This is a genomic window from Corynebacterium sp. LK31, assembly GCF_014335015.1.
GTDB lineage: Bacteria > Actinomycetota > Actinomycetes > Mycobacteriales > Mycobacteriaceae > Corynebacterium > Corynebacterium jeikeium_D.
This window is the reverse complement of sequence record NZ_PDGW01000006.1, coordinates 134,595-147,870: the sequence shown is the minus strand read 5'-3', so window position 1 is coordinate 147,870 and position 13,276 is coordinate 134,595. Positions and strand designations below refer to the sequence as shown.

12 protein-coding genes are annotated in these 13,276 nt (G+C 58.7%); 9 read left to right on the top strand and 3 right to left on the bottom strand.

Annotated elements, in window-relative coordinates; genetic code table 11:
• Positions 1-2: 2 nt before the first annotated feature.
• The 3 genes from grpE to CRD18_RS01060 are packed head-to-tail and all read left to right on the top strand — an operon-like array spanning position 3 to position 2,257.
• Complete coding sequence (gene grpE, locus CRD18_RS01070; protein WP_016421563.1) at positions 3-590, top strand: nucleotide exchange factor GrpE; 588 nt, start codon at positions 3-5, stop codon at positions 588-590.
• 60 nt (positions 591-650) lie between these two features.
• Complete coding sequence (gene dnaJ / locus CRD18_RS01065) at positions 651-1,847, top strand: molecular chaperone DnaJ (protein WP_005511752.1); 1,197 nt, start codon at positions 651-653, stop codon at positions 1,845-1,847.
• Entirely contained in the window at positions 1,847-2,257 is a 411-nt protein-coding gene (locus CRD18_RS01060; protein ID WP_016421562.1) for a heat shock protein transcriptional repressor HspR, read from the top strand. The genes dnaJ and CRD18_RS01060 overlap by 1 nt, the downstream gene beginning before the upstream one ends.
• A gap of 108 nt (positions 2,258-2,365) precedes the next feature.
• Here CRD18_RS01060 and CRD18_RS01055 read toward each other — a convergent pair whose 3' ends face one another.
• A complete protein-coding gene (locus CRD18_RS01055; RefSeq protein ID WP_070605323.1) occupies positions 2,366-3,928 on the bottom strand; it encodes an alpha/beta hydrolase in 1,563 nt (520 codons plus the stop codon).
• Positions 3,916-4,233 carry a hypothetical protein gene (locus CRD18_RS01050; protein WP_016421560.1) on the bottom strand — a complete coding sequence of 106 codons (318 nt, stop codon included), beginning with the start codon at positions 4,231-4,233 and terminating at the stop codon, positions 3,916-3,918. The genes CRD18_RS01055 and CRD18_RS01050 overlap by 13 nt, the downstream gene beginning before the upstream one ends.
• A gap of 143 nt (positions 4,234-4,376) precedes the next feature.
• Here CRD18_RS01050 and CRD18_RS01045 point away from each other — a divergent pair, with 143 nt between their 5' ends.
• The 3 genes from CRD18_RS01045 to CRD18_RS01035 all read left to right on the top strand — a co-directional run bounded on the left by CRD18_RS01045 (position 4,377) and on the right by CRD18_RS01035 (position 6,664).
• Complete coding sequence (locus CRD18_RS01045; protein WP_049193760.1) at positions 4,377-5,225, top strand: carbon-nitrogen hydrolase family protein; 849 nt, start codon at positions 4,377-4,379, stop codon at positions 5,223-5,225.
• A gap of 99 nt (positions 5,226-5,324) precedes the next feature.
• Positions 5,325-5,942 carry a trimeric intracellular cation channel family protein gene (locus tag CRD18_RS01040; RefSeq protein ID WP_016421558.1) on the top strand — a complete coding sequence of 206 codons (618 nt, stop codon included), beginning with the start codon at positions 5,325-5,327 and terminating at the stop codon, positions 5,940-5,942.
• 83 nt (positions 5,943-6,025) lie between these two features.
• Complete coding sequence (locus CRD18_RS01035) at positions 6,026-6,664, top strand: DedA family protein (RefSeq protein ID WP_016421557.1); 639 nt, start codon at positions 6,026-6,028, stop codon at positions 6,662-6,664.
• Between the two features lie 131 nt (positions 6,665-6,795).
• On the opposite strand, the gene CRD18_RS01030 is transcribed toward CRD18_RS01035, so the two are convergent.
• Positions 6,796-7,683, bottom strand: a complete 888-nt coding sequence (locus CRD18_RS01030) for a fructose bisphosphate aldolase (protein ID WP_038626781.1) — start codon at positions 7,681-7,683, stop codon at positions 6,796-6,798.
• A gap of 360 nt (positions 7,684-8,043) precedes the next feature.
• Between CRD18_RS01030 and clpB the strand changes: the two genes are divergently transcribed.
• From clpB to CRD18_RS01015, 3 genes are all read left to right on the top strand, one after another.
• Entirely contained in the window at positions 8,044-10,623 is a 2,580-nt protein-coding gene (gene clpB / locus CRD18_RS01025; RefSeq protein WP_187406439.1) for an ATP-dependent chaperone ClpB, read from the top strand.
• 184 nt (positions 10,624-10,807) lie between these two features.
• Entirely contained in the window at positions 10,808-11,455 is a 648-nt protein-coding gene (locus tag CRD18_RS01020) for a GNAT family N-acetyltransferase (protein WP_016421554.1), read from the top strand.
• 246 nt (positions 11,456-11,701) lie between these two features.
• Positions 11,702-13,240 carry an HNH endonuclease signature motif containing protein gene (locus tag CRD18_RS01015; RefSeq protein WP_070601031.1) on the top strand — a complete coding sequence of 513 codons (1,539 nt, stop codon included), beginning with the start codon at positions 11,702-11,704 and terminating at the stop codon, positions 13,238-13,240.
• The last annotated feature ends 36 nt before the right edge of the window (positions 13,241-13,276 follow it).

Genomic DNA, 13,276 nt, shown 5'->3' with positions numbered 1-13,276 from the left:
GAATGACTGACCAGGATCAGGGAAACCAGCCCACCCCGGAGGAGCCGGCCAACCTGGCCGATCAGGTCAACGAGGTCTTCGAGCAGGCCAAGCTTGACGACGACGTGGAGCCGGCGACCGAAGGTGCCGCCGGCGACACCGCCGCGGAGGAAGCTGCAGACCCAGTTGCAGCCATCCAGCGTGAGTTGGATGAGCGCACGGAGGACCTGCAGCGCCTGTCGGCGGAGTTCGCAAACTACCGTCGTCGAGTTGACCGAGACCGTGAAGCCGAGCGCGTACAGGCGAAGGCAAAGCTGGCTGGAGAACTGCTGGTTTTGGCTGATGACCTCGACCGGGCTGAAGAGCACGGCGACTTGGCAGACGGCACGCCGCTGAAGGCTTTCGCGGATAAATTCCGTGGCGTGCTGACCGCACAGGGTGTTGAGGAATTTGGTGCCGCAGGAGAGGAGTTCAACCCGGACATCCACGAGGCTGTCCAGGATCTCTCTGAAGGGGATGACAAGGTTCTAGCCAATGTGCTGCGCAAGGGCTACCGAATTAATGACCGTGTCATTCGTACGGCGATGGTAATCATCGGCGATCCGCAGTAGCGGAGACACAAGTGACGCAGATTTCTTTGAATTAGTTTTTCTGAAAGGAGGAGATGCACCATGACTCAACGGGAATGGGCAGATAAGGACTATTACGCTGACTTGGGCGTCTCTAAGTCTGCGTCACTCGACGAGATTAAAAAGGCCTACCGCAAGTTAGCCCGGGAGAACCACCCGGACAAGAACCCGGGTAACAAGGCCGCTGAAGATAAGTTCAAGCGAATCTCCGAGGCATACTCGGTGGTCGGTGACGAGGACAAGCGCCGCGAATACGATGAGCTGCGTGCAGCTCTCGCAGGTGGTTTCCGATTCCCCGGTGCCGCAGGTGCCGGCGGAGCCGGTGCTGCCGGTGCACGTGGATTCGACTTCGACGTGTCGGATCTCTTCGGCGGAGGTGCCGGATTCGGTGGCAATGCTGGTGGTGCAGGTGGCCTAGGTGATTTCCTGGGCGGCTTCGTAAACCGCAATGGTGGCGCTGGTGCTGCCGGGCGGCAGAAGGCCCGCCGTGGTGCGGATGTGGAGACAGAGATTACGCTCGATTTCCGCGAGGCTGCCCAAGGTGTCACCATCCCGCTGCAGCTCACCAACCCGTCGCCATGCACGAACTGCAATGGTTCGGGTGCAGCGCCGGGAACCTCACCGGTGACGTGTACCACCTGTCATGGTTCGGGATATGTCAAGGAGCAAAAGGGGGCCTTCGGCTTCTCCAGTCCGTGTGCGGACTGTGGTGGCCAGGGCACTCGTATCGAGAACCCTTGCTCGCAGTGTAACGGCACCGGTGTGACCACCCGCCGTCGTACCATCACCGTTCGCGTCCCCGCAGGTGTGGTGGACGGCCAGAAGGTCCGTCTTGCGGGCCAAGGTGAAGCGGGACTGCGGGGACGTCCGGCCGGTGACCTCTTTGTCACCGTTCATGTTCGCCCGGATGAAGTCTTCACCCGCAGCGGCAACGACCTTGAGGTCACGGTGCCCGTGAGCTTCGGCGAGCTCGCACTCGGCGGCACCATTACCGTGCCGACGTTGGGTGACAAGATTCGCGTGCGTGTCCCGGCTGGCACAGCCGATGGCCGAACACTGCGTGTGCGCGGTCGAGGAATCCCGAAGCGCAATGGCACTCCGGGTGACCTGCTGGTAACCGTGCGTGTGAAGGTGCCGACCAATTTGGACGACAATGCCACTTCGGCATTGCGCTCCTACGTCGAAGCGGAACGTGCCAGCGGGTTCAATCCTCGTGAGGGTTGGGCAGGTGCGAAATAATGTCCGACAACACTGAGGTCTATGTCATATCCGTAGCCGCGAATCTCGCGGGCATGCATGCGCAGACGCTGCGCAATTATGACCGACTCGGGTTGGTAACTCCGCAGCGAACCTCCGGCGGAGGTCGGCGCTACACCAAACGCGATGTGGCGCTGCTGCGTGAGATTCAGCGTCTGAGTCAGGAAGACGGCGTCAACCTGGCCGGTATTAAGGCCATCATCGACCTGACTGAGCGGGTGGATTCGCTTGAGCAGGAAAATGCAGAACTGCGAGAGCAGCTCTATCAAGCAAAGGCACAGGCTCGTCGTTCGCGAGGCGAACTGGTTCACGTCCCACGCTCTACGGCAGTGGTGATGTGGGAGCCGCGCACACGACGCCGGCACAAAGACAACCGCGGTGGGGAAAGGTAATCCCACACGGCTGAGTGAACGGACTAACCAGCGTCGCCTGGTTAGTCCGTTTTCTTTTGGCTTGTTAATTTGGGCCGTGGATTCGCAACCGCCGATCTGAGACGCCGGTCAGCTGTCAGTTAGCCACCGGTTGGTCTCGCGGGTGAAAACTTCGTCGTCAAAGTAGTGTTCGATGTGCGGGTTGCCCTGAACGTGCCGATACTTTTGAGGAATATCCTGCACGGGAGTGACCATGAAATCGGTCAAATCTCGCATGGACAGGCCATGCTCACTCAGGTTGAGTGTGTACGCGCCGAAATCCTTATCCGCTGGGTTTTTCCCATGAATCCCCAGTTCGGCAGGAATACGAATGGGGTCCATCGGGGACGTCGCCACTGCCACACGGTGGCTATTCTCATTTTCGGGTCGGACTGTGCCGTCCGGCTTGAGTAGTTTCATGTCGTTTGCGCGCTCCAGTCCGGGGCCAACGCCTGGCGGAGCTATGAGCAGCACCCTATCCGCGTAGAGGCCACTACCAAGGGAAGCCTGCGAGACCACCGTCGCCCCATAGCTATAGCCGGCGACAACGTGCCGCTGAGTAGAAGACGTGCCGTGGCTAGTAAGGCCACCGGCGATCGCAGTGTCACCACTATCGACGCCACCGGAACGCTCAATCAAACCAGCTTGCAAGTGCTGCAGGCGCTCAGCGGCAAAATTGTGATACTCGGTGCGTATGGCCTCACGGAGGTCGGGCGGCGCGTCATAGGAAAACAACACCACCGCCACATCCTCCGGATCTTCACCGGCGGCGTGGAAGGTCGCGGCTACGCGCTCGAACTGCCTGCTAGCGTCCTCCGCGCTAGAGCTGGTGCCGGGGACGAGAGTAATCACAGTCGATGCTCGCTCAACGTCACCGAACGCAATCGCAGAATGTCCAGGCGAGGACTCCAATAGTTGTCCAGGAGGCAGCCCCAAAGCCCGGGCGCGAGCGGACATGGCAGCGTCTATCTCCGATAGCGGTCTACTCGAATACGCCCCAGTCAATCCGCTCCCAACTTCCAAGTCCCAACCACCGTCAAGCCCTCTGTCAGCAGGGTTGCCAGTACCACTGCCAGCCTGTGATGGCTGCAATCTACCCGAGCCGCTAACTTCGCTTGCCACCAGTGGTGAAAGAGCTGATATTGCGCCCGCCGCCTTCTCATCGAGTCGGTTGAGTTCAGCCAAAGCCGACTGAATCCGAAGCTGCGAGGTTGCACGCCATTCGGCCATGGTGAAAGGCCCGGAAGGAATTTTGGGATGAACGAGGCTGCGCGCAATCGCAGACAGCATGCCCTCCGGCGGAGTCACCGCACCAGAAACCAGGTTCACCTGAAACCCCAGGTTGGTTGCCTGGTTTACCGCGGCGGTAAGTTCGCGGATGACGTCGTTAAGCATGGCGGCGGTGTCGCTGCAGCAGGCGGCGAGACGTTCGAGCGCGACGCTGCTCCGGCGCAGACGCGTGGAGCTGTGAGTGACAGAAACCTCGGCGGCGCTGCGATTGTCGCCGGCGAAGTCATCCTCTGAAAGCGCGTTGAGTGCGGCCTGGGAACTGTCGGCGGAATCGGTGAGGGCGCGCGCCCCGGAACGCAGTGCCCGGGCAAGCGTCTCCAGCGAATCCACACGCCACAGCAGCGCTTCGCCTACCGTGACCATGACAGCTTTTCCAAGGCGGCGGACTGGTCATGCTCGTGCGCGAGAGCGCTGACAGCGAGGGCATCGGCAGCCTGCGCAATAACGTCGATGTTTGTGCACGCAGCAAGCAATGATTCCGACCACTTCCCACAGGTAGTGGAGGCAGCGGGGACGATCCGTGAGCCGGGCAGGGCAGAGGTGAGCTCGGCGCTTCCCGGGGCAGCTGCGACGATGGTGGAAAGACCATCAATACGAGTGGAAATCTGCTGGTAGGAACGGCTTAAGGCGGATAGTTGAGCTGGGTTGACTGTGATGTGTTCGGCCATGTTTTTGATTCTGCTGGGTGGCGAAAGGCAGCGGAAGACCATCTTCAGCGAACTGTGGATAACTCTGAGCGGAAGCAACGCAGGAAGCCGCGCTGTGGATAACTTCAGGGCGGTCAATCCGGGGTAGTCGGTAGCATTTAGGCATGCGTATTGCATTGGCTCAGTTGGAATTGTCAGCGTCGGTTGAAGAGAATCTGGACGCGGTGAAGGTGACTATCGCGCGGGCAGCACAGGACAACGCCGATTTGGTGGTTTTCCCCGAGGCCACGATGAAGGCGTTCAATTCCGGTCGCCTGGATGTCGTGGCGGAGTCCAGCAGCGATAGGTTCGTAGCGGAGGTCTCGCAGGCCGCTCACGATGCCGGAATCAGCGTGGTGGTCGGCATGTTCCGGCCGGCAGATGAAGTGGAGCGCGACGGTAAGACGATGCACCGCGTCTTCAATTCGCTGCTTCTGGCTTGGCGTGATGAGGACGGCCCCGGTGTCGAGTTCTACGACAAACTCCACCTCTTCGACGCTTTTGGGTTTCGCGAATCGGATACTGTCGCGCCGGGCAACGCGCACGTGGTCTGTGATGTCCCGCTTGCCGACGGATCGTCGGTCGCCCTCGGTCTTGCGACATGCTTTGACATCAGGTTCCCGGAGCAATTCATTCAACTGGCCAACCTGGGCGCAGAGGTCATCGCGCTGCCTGCATCGTGGAATGACGGCCCGGGCAAGGTAAGGCAGTGGCAGACGCTGGTGTCGGCACGCGCACTGGATAGCACTTGTGTGATTGCGGCAGTCGATGCAGCCCGGCCTGGTGGGGCGAAGGCCGCGGGGAAAGATGAGGGGCCGACCGGCGCGGGGCACTCCATGTTGGTCAATGCGGACGGCGGAGTTATTGCCTCGGCGGGCTACGACCCGCAGTTGCTTGTGGCCGATGTGGATATAGCGGAGGTGGAGCGGATTCGTCGCTCGATTCCGGTGCTGGAAATTCGCGATCAGGGCTAGCCGGGAAGCAATGAAGCGGGCCGAGTCGAGGGGGCGAAGATTGCGGGATATTAGCCTATAGTTCTACCGATTCGGGCGAAGTCATTTATATTTCTTATCATGCTGCTCCACATCCTCTGGGTCATCGGAATTACGGCTGAAGGCGTCACCGGCGCACTAGCGGCCGGTCGAATGCGCATGGATCTCTTTGGAGTTTCAACAATTGCGTGCATGACTGCTATCGGCGGCGGTACCCTGCGCGATGTCATTCTCGGTCACTATCCGTTGGTGTGGGTTGCAAGCCCGCAATATTTGCTGGTTATCGTCGGTGCAGCACTGATTACGGTGCTGTTGGCCGACTTCCTGATGAAGCACTTTCGGGTCGTGTTCTTGGTCGCTGACGCAATCGGCTTGTCGGCGTTTTCCATCATTGGTGCCCGCGTGGCCATGGAAATGGGGCACGGCGTCATCATCGCTATTGTCGGCGCCGTTCTTACCGGTGCGTTTGGAGGTGTGCTCCGCGACCTGATGTGTGACCGCGTCCCGCTGGTGTTTCAAAAGGAGCTCTATGCCTCCATCGCAGTCGTCGCGGCGACGCTTTACTACGTGCTCGACATGGTTGGCCTGCACGAGAACATCAACATCATCTGTGCGGTGCTGTCCGCACTGTTCATTCGACTAGCGGCGCTTTGGCGTGGCTGGTCGCTGCCGGTATTTGACTATCAGGGGCGCGATTAAAACACAGTACCCAGAAAAACTCTCAGCAAAATACTCTAATTAGCTCAGCAGAATCGATAGTTGTTGCTGAAAAGATTGCCGTTATGGATTTTTCTGGATTCCTCTCCGGTATCGGAGACCCCGAAGCTCTACTCCAGGGGTTTGGCCCTTGGGTGCTTGCGGGGCTTGGACTCATCATCTTTATTGAGTCCGGTGTGCTCTTTCCTTTTCTGCCCGGTGACTCGCTGTTGGTCACTGCTGCCGTCTTAAGGTCAGAGCTAGATGTCCACACCTGGCAGGTGCTGGTTATCGGTATTATTGCCGCGGTGCTGGGTGATCAAGTCGGTTACTTCTTAGGCCACTCCTTCGGCCGCAAACTGTTCAGCGACAATGCCAAGGTGCTCCGAACTAATCGGCTGGAAGCGGCCGAGAAGTTCTTTGCCAAGTACGGACCACTGTCGTTGGTGCTGGGGCGATTTGTTCCCATTGTGCGCACCTACGTTCCGCTGGCGGCGGGCACTGCGAATATGCCCTACGGAAAGTTCATCGGCTGGAATGTCACCGGTGCGATTGGCTGGGTCGCCAGTATGGTCGCTGTTGGTGTGCTGCTGGGCAACATTCCGGGAATCACCAGTTCCATCGACAAGATCATGTTGCTGGTCATTGCAATTTCCGTGCTACCGGTTGTCATTGGTGGTGTGAATGCGCGTCGTAAAGCAGCTGTTGCGAAGCGCTCGGTGTAGGACGGTGCTGTCGTAAGGGCAGAGGCGCCGACAGAAAAACTCCCGCACCAAGAAAACCTGGTGCGGGAGTTTTTAATTGCGCTAGCGACTACCTAGAGGTGCGCACAAGCGCAGATGCACAGCACGGACGATTAGGAAATCGAAGCCTCGTAGATGCCCTTGACGGACTCAGCCATAGTTGCGTTGAACTCTTCGTCGGACTGCTGAGCGGACAGGCCCTCAGACAGTGCACGGGAGAAGGAAGCAATCATGCCGTGGTTGCGGGACAGGCGCTCGTTGGCGTCCTCGCGCTCGTAGCCACCGGACAGGGCGACAACGCGCATGACCTTCGGGTGCTCAATCAGCGGCTTGTACAGGTCATCCTTGGTTGGGATGGAAACCTTGATCATGACCTTCTGGTCATCAGCCAGGTCATCCAGGCCAGCGAGCAGCTCGCGCAGGACGATGTCCTCAGCCTCTGCCTTGTCAGCAGCGTTGATGTCGACCTCCGGCTCCAGGATCGGAACCAGACCGTGGGACAGAACCTGCTTGCCGAACTCGAACTGCTGAGCAATGTTGGCCTTGATGCCCTCTTCGTTTGCCTCAGCAATGAAGGAACGCATCTTGGTACCGAAGATGCCCTTAGCGACAGCGCGCTCCAGCAGCTCATCCAGGCCCGGGCACGGCTTCATAAGCTGAACGCCGTTTTCCTTGTCTGCCAGGCCCTTGTCAGTCTTCAGGAACGGGACGATGCCCTTCTTTTCCCACAGGTACTGAGCGGTCGGGATTCCCTCGATGTCGCGATCCATTGTCTGCTCGAAGAGAATCGCGCCAATAATCTGCTCAGAGTTGAAGGACGGGGAAGTGATGATGCGGGTACGCATCTCGTGAACCAGGTCGAACATTTCATCTTCGTTCGAGTACTGATCCTCGTTGATGCCGTACAGGCGCAGAGCCTTCGGGGTAGATCCACCGGACTGGTCGAGAGCGGCGATGAAGCCTTTGCCCTCAGTCATCTGACGTGCCTGCTCGATGTTCATTCGAGTCCTTTCGTGAGAATGAAGGAATGTCACCTACCAGGGTAACCAAAACAGTATGAGTGCGCTGTCCACCCATCACTCACATGGGGGAAGTTGAATCCGGCGGGAGTGTGCTGGTGAGGACGTCGGGCGGTGTGTCGGAGTGTGTTCGCACGTGGTTTCTGGAGCTTTCCAACGTTTTCTAGTGCTTTCCGGCGTGCTACTACGCTTAACGACGCTGCCGAGCTCAATCCTTTTTGCTATAGGTGTGGTGTGAATCACGGTCGGGAAATTGAAAAACTTGAAGTTGAGTGGAACAGACTCAAGGTTGAATGCGTTATGGGTAGTGAATGACAAAGTTGAGCCAAAGGGGCGCAAGTTATGAGTTTTACACCAACAACTAAGACTGGAGAAGTTCTCCAGGAAGCTATGAAGGCCGCGACCAGCGCGGGTAACCCGGATATCCGGCCTGGGCACATTCTGGTAGCACTGCTGGAGCAAAAGGGGGGTATTGCGGCTCCACTGCTTGAAGCAGCGGGCGTTAATCCTTCCGGGGTTTTGACCCGCGCTAAGGAGTTGGTCGCGGGGTACCCGTCGGCAAGCGGGGCGAATATGGCGAACCCACAGTTTAATAGGGACGCCGTTAATGCTCTGAACGCCGCCGAGGAGCTGGCGGGGGAGCTGGGAGACGAGTACGTTTCCACGGAAATTCTGCTTATCGGTGTGGCAACTGGCCAGTCGGAGGCGGCAACTGTGCTGCAGTCGGCGGGTGCTACTGCCGAGGCGTTAAAGGGTGCGCTGACTAGTGTGCGTGGATCGAGGAAGGTAACAACGGAGAATCCAGAAGAGCAGTACCAGGCTCTGGAAAAGTATGCGACGGACTTAACCGCGCGGGCACGTGAGGGCAAGATTGACCCAGTTATTGGCCGCGATGCGGAGATTCGTCGCGTGGTACAGGTCTTGAGTCGTCGTACCAAGAACAATCCGGTGCTCATTGGTGAGCCGGGCGTTGGTAAGACGGCCATTGTAGAGGGGCTGGCACGACGCATTGTTGCAGGTGATGTGCCGGAATCTCTGAAGGGCAAGACGCTGATGAGCCTGGATCTGGGCTCTATGGTCGCCGGTGCGAAGTATCGCGGTGAGTTCGAGGAGCGCCTGAAGGCGGTTCTGGACGAGATTAAGGAATCCGACGGTCAGATTATTACCTTCATCGATGAGATTCACACCATCGTTGGCGCTGGCGCCACGGGTGATGGCTCGATGGATGCGGGCAATATGATCAAGCCGATGCTGGCTCGTGGTGAGCTGCGTCTGGTCGGTGCGACGACCCTGGATGAGTACCGCAAGTACATCGAGAAGGATGCTGCGCTGGAGCGTCGTTTCCAGCAGGTCTTTGTCGGTGAGCCGAGCGTTGAGGACGCCATTGGTATTCTGCGTGGTCTGAAGGAGCGCTATGAGGTCCACCACGGTGTTCGCATCCAGGACTCCGCGCTGGTGGCTGCAGCAACGCTGTCGGACCGCTACATCACATCCCGCTTCCTGCCGGATAAGGCTATCGACCTGGTTGATGAGGCCGCATCGCGTCTGCGTATGGAGATTGACTCCTCGCCGGAGGAAATCGACTCCGCGGAACGCATCGTGCGCCGCCTCGAAATCGAGGAAATGGCCCTGGAGAAGGAAACTGACATCGCGTCGAAGGAACGCCTGGACAAGCTCCGTGAGGAACTTGCAGATGAGCGCGAGAAGCTCAACGCTCTGAAGACTCGCTGGCAGAACGAGAAGTCCTCGATTGATGATGTCCGCTCCGTCCGCGAAGAGCTCGATGCCCTGCGCACTGAGTCCGAAAAGGCTGAGCGCGAAGGTGACTACGGGCGCGTCGCAGAGCTGCGTTACGGACGCATCCCTGAGTTGGAGAAGAAGCTGGAGGCCGCCGAGGAATCGGTCGCTGACGCAGAGGAAAACTCCATGCTCAAGGAGGAGGTCACGCCTCAGGAAGTCGCTGAAGTTGTCTCCGCCTGGACGGGTATCCCGGCTGGCAAGATGATGCAGGGTGAGACCGAGAAGCTGCTCGAAATGGAGCTTAACCTCGGCCGTCGCGTTGTTGGTCAGACTGCCGCTGTGGAGGCTGTCTCCGATGCTGTCCGCCGTTCGCGTGCGGGTGTTGCCGATCCGAACCGTCCGACTGGTTCCTTCCTGTTCCTCGGTCCAACTGGCGTTGGTAAGACAGAGCTGGCCAAGGCGCTGGCGGAGTTCCTCTTCGACGATGAGCGTGCGATGGTGCGCATCGATATGTCCGAGTACGGCGAGAAGCACTCTGTCGCTCGTCTGATTGGTGCTCCTCCTGGATACGTCGGCTACGACGCTGGCGGTCAGCTCACCGAGGCTGTTCGTCGCCGTCCGTACACCGTCGTGCTTTTCGACGAGGTCGAGAAGGCTCACCCGGACGTGTTCGATGTGCTCCTGCAGGTGCTCGATGAGGGTCGCCTGACCGATGGTCAGGGCCGAACCGTGGACTTCCGAAACACGATTCTGATTCTGACCTCCAACCTCGGTGCTGGTGGTACGCATGAGCAGATCATGGATGCGGTCAAGATGGCCTTCAAGCCGGAGTTCATCAACCGTCTCGACGATGTAGCGATCTTCGATCCGCTGACCTCCGAGCAGCTGCGCGGCATTGTGGACATTCAGGTTCGCAACCTGGCAGAACGCCTGGAGGCACGTCGTCTGGTGCTGGATGTCTCCGATGAGGCACTGGATTGGCTGTCGGAGCGCGGCTACGACCCGGCCTACGGCGCCCGTCCGTTGCGTCGTCTGGTGCAGAAGGCAATCGGCGATGAGCTGGCACGTCGACTGCTCGCTGGTGATGTTCGCGATGGTGACCGCGTAGAGGTCACGGTTGCTGACGATGGCGAGTCGCTGAAGGTTGTCGGCTATGACGAGGATGGCGTAGCCCGAATCTAGGGCGCCTGATACTCAGGGCGATAACTGCTGAGCAGGCTGTCTGTTTGTTGGGGCGGTTTGAGAGAGTTTTCTCCTGAACCGCCCTTTTTGTGCTTTTATTGTCCAGATTTATGTGTCTTGTGACCGACCGTGTGGGCTTGTTGCATTCCGGTCAGTCTGGAGTGCGCCGGTATAGTGCGCAAATATGACTAACTTTCAGTGGCGACCAGCGACAGACTCCGACCTCCCCTTCATTGCCTGGATGGACGAACTAACGGAAACATTCGGAGATGAAAGTCAGCCACTGCCGGAAGATTATGTAGTCACGAGGCGTCAATACGTCGACCAGTGGGACGCGAGTCAGGGCGGGGTTATCCTTTTCGCCACTTCGCTTGACGACGCTGACCTCGAGTCGCTCAGTAGCGACATGACCCGCACTGACCCATTTGAACCGAGGGTTTCTCGCGAGGCTACCTACAGTGCGGCCGCCATTAAGAAGGAATGGTTGGAGCGCGGGGATTCGTCGTCAAGCGAAGAGCACGAGAGCTATGAAGTGCCGGTGGGGGCGGCCTGGCTGCGTACGTTTACGCAGGACGATCCGGGGTACGGATTTGTGGAAAATGGGATTCCTGAGGTAGCGATTGCGCTGCGTCCGGGCGTTGTCGGGCGCAGGCTGTCGCAGCCGATGATTGCAGGACTCCTTGAGTATGCGCGTGAGCTGGGGTATCCGGGGGTTAGTCTGGCTGTCCATGATGCCAACCCGCGGGCGGCGAAAGCCTATGTGAAGGCGGGATTTGAGCTAGTGGGGCGCTCGAGCTTCCCGGACCACGATGTGATGGTGGTGCGGTTTTAGGTTTTCGGCGTGCAGTTTTTGGTGGGGGCTGCGCGGGTTGGTGGGGCAGGGCGGATGGTGGGGGGGGGACTGCGCGGGTTGGTGGGGTGTTTAGGTCGGGAGCGTGGCAGTTTTTCGGAAAAAGATTCGAAAAGTTGACGTAGGGGGTTGTGGTGTGTCGAATTGGTGTGCGATAATGTGGAGGAGGGAAATTAGTTAGTCCATTTGGGGATTCGGATTGCTAGCGTTTTAAAAGGGGGTGGGGAAATGTCTACATCATCGGCGTCAAACGGCGGTGGACCGCTTTCGACATCGCAGGTTTTAGATGCGGTTGCACAGTTTGAAGCTCTGTCGACAGTCATCGTGGAGAACTTCGAAGTACTTGCACCGGATCATGCGCACGACGCATATAAGTCGATTGAGAAAGCGCGAAAACGACTCGCAGTAATTGATGCGACTTATGTGGAGACAATGAAAGGGCGGATGCCCAGCGCGGAGCACCGAAGGATCGCGTGGCTAGCGCAGGAGATGCGAATCTCGCGAGCAGAAGCGAGGCAGCGTATCAATGTCGTCGGACGTCTGAGTAGGAATGTTGATCCGTTTGCTCCGGCGAATGAGGATGTGCGAATGCCGAACCTTCGTCAGAAAGTTGAGGAAGGTGTTGTCGGTGCGGATGCTGTTGCGAAGATTGACAAAGCCGTTCGCGAGCTGCCGGCAACGGAGCATGCACAGCTGTCTAGGCTGCTGGACAAGCACATTGCAGATTTAGTGGACAAAATCCGTGTTGATGATCTCAATAAATTGCCGAACCGTCTGCGGGCGATGCTGGGGGTTGATGACCCGTATACGGATGAGGACCGTTCTCGGAAACGAAGCCTAAAAATCGGTGCTCAGGGGCCGGACGGCATGAGCCGGTTGAGCGGTGTGGTTACGCCTTCGTTTGCGGCGGTGCTCAAAAGGCTGCAGGCAGATCATGCGCGGCCTGGTGGGTTACTCGAAGAAGGCGCCGATGACCAGCGGAATCCGGAGCAGCGTTTCCATGATGCCGTGGAAGCGGCGGTGAATGGGGGCTTTCAACCGGGCGGTGAGCTTCAGCCGGCGCGGGGGACGACATCGGTGGTCACCGTCGCGCATATCGCAGATGTGGCAGCGTTAGCTGGAGTCTCCCTGCCTGAGGGGGAAGATTTTGTACTTCCTGGATCGGGTAAAGCGGTCTCAGACGCGGGAGTGCGAATTTCCATTAGTCAGGCCGTGCAACAGATGGTCGATAGAAATTCGTTCCTCCAAGTCTTGGGGAATGAGGGGCAGACCTTGTACTTTGGTCGATCCCGCAGGCTGGGGACTTTGCCGCAGTATCTGGCCCTTCTTGGAGAGGAAGGAGGTTCCTCCGCGCCGGGCATGGGCACTCCGGGAGCTATGTGCGATGTTCACCATGTGCAGTCGTGGGCTTCCGGTGGTGGCACTGACCTGGATAATCTCACGTTGGTGGATCCGGGTACGCATCGAAAGATCGACGATGCTCGATGTAATGAAAATGCTTGGTGGACGCTCCGGCCGGATGAGGTGGCGGAGATTCTAGGAACTGACGAAGGGGACGGGGTTAGCGGGGAGTGTGAGCAGGCCTCTACTGATCGTGTGGTCTGGGTGCCCCCGAAAGACGAGGAAGGAAACCGGAAAGCGGAATCCAATGAGGACCCCGATACGTTCGATAGCCCGGGGCGCTGGTTGCGTCGTAAAGCGCGAGAGAAACGGGCGGGGGACACAGTGGATGGCAATGACGAGATGGGGCCGGATCCCGGTGGGTAGTCGGATTGGGAGACCGAGGCCTGGCTTAGAGGCTGA

Coding starts and splice junctions, on each gene's coding strand:
- grpE (WP_016421563.1), top strand. CDS start 3: ATGACTGACCAGGATCAGGGAAACCAGCCCACCCCGGAGGAGCCGGCC.
- clpB (WP_187406439.1), top strand. CDS start 8,044: ATGAGTTTTACACCAACAACTAAGACTGGAGAAGTTCTCCAGGAAGCT.
- CRD18_RS01060 (WP_016421562.1), top strand. CDS start 1,847: ATGTCCGACAACACTGAGGTCTATGTCATATCCGTAGCCGCGAATCTC.
- CRD18_RS01035 (WP_016421557.1), top strand. CDS start 6,026: ATGGATTTTTCTGGATTCCTCTCCGGTATCGGAGACCCCGAAGCTCTA.
- CRD18_RS01055 (WP_070605323.1), bottom strand. CDS start 3,928: ATGGTCACGGTAGGCGAAGCGCTGCTGTGGCGTGTGGATTCGCTGGAG.
- CRD18_RS01015 (WP_070601031.1), top strand. CDS start 11,702: ATGTCTACATCATCGGCGTCAAACGGCGGTGGACCGCTTTCGACATCG.
- CRD18_RS01030 (WP_038626781.1), bottom strand. CDS start 7,683: ATGAACATCGAGCAGGCACGTCAGATGACTGAGGGCAAAGGCTTCATC.
- CRD18_RS01050 (WP_016421560.1), bottom strand. CDS start 4,233: ATGGCCGAACACATCACAGTCAACCCAGCTCAACTATCCGCCTTAAGC.
- CRD18_RS01040 (WP_016421558.1), top strand. CDS start 5,325: ATGCTGCTCCACATCCTCTGGGTCATCGGAATTACGGCTGAAGGCGTC.
- dnaJ (WP_005511752.1), top strand. CDS start 651: ATGACTCAACGGGAATGGGCAGATAAGGACTATTACGCTGACTTGGGC.
- CRD18_RS01045 (WP_049193760.1), top strand. CDS start 4,377: ATGCGTATTGCATTGGCTCAGTTGGAATTGTCAGCGTCGGTTGAAGAG.
- CRD18_RS01020 (WP_016421554.1), top strand. CDS start 10,808: ATGACTAACTTTCAGTGGCGACCAGCGACAGACTCCGACCTCCCCTTC.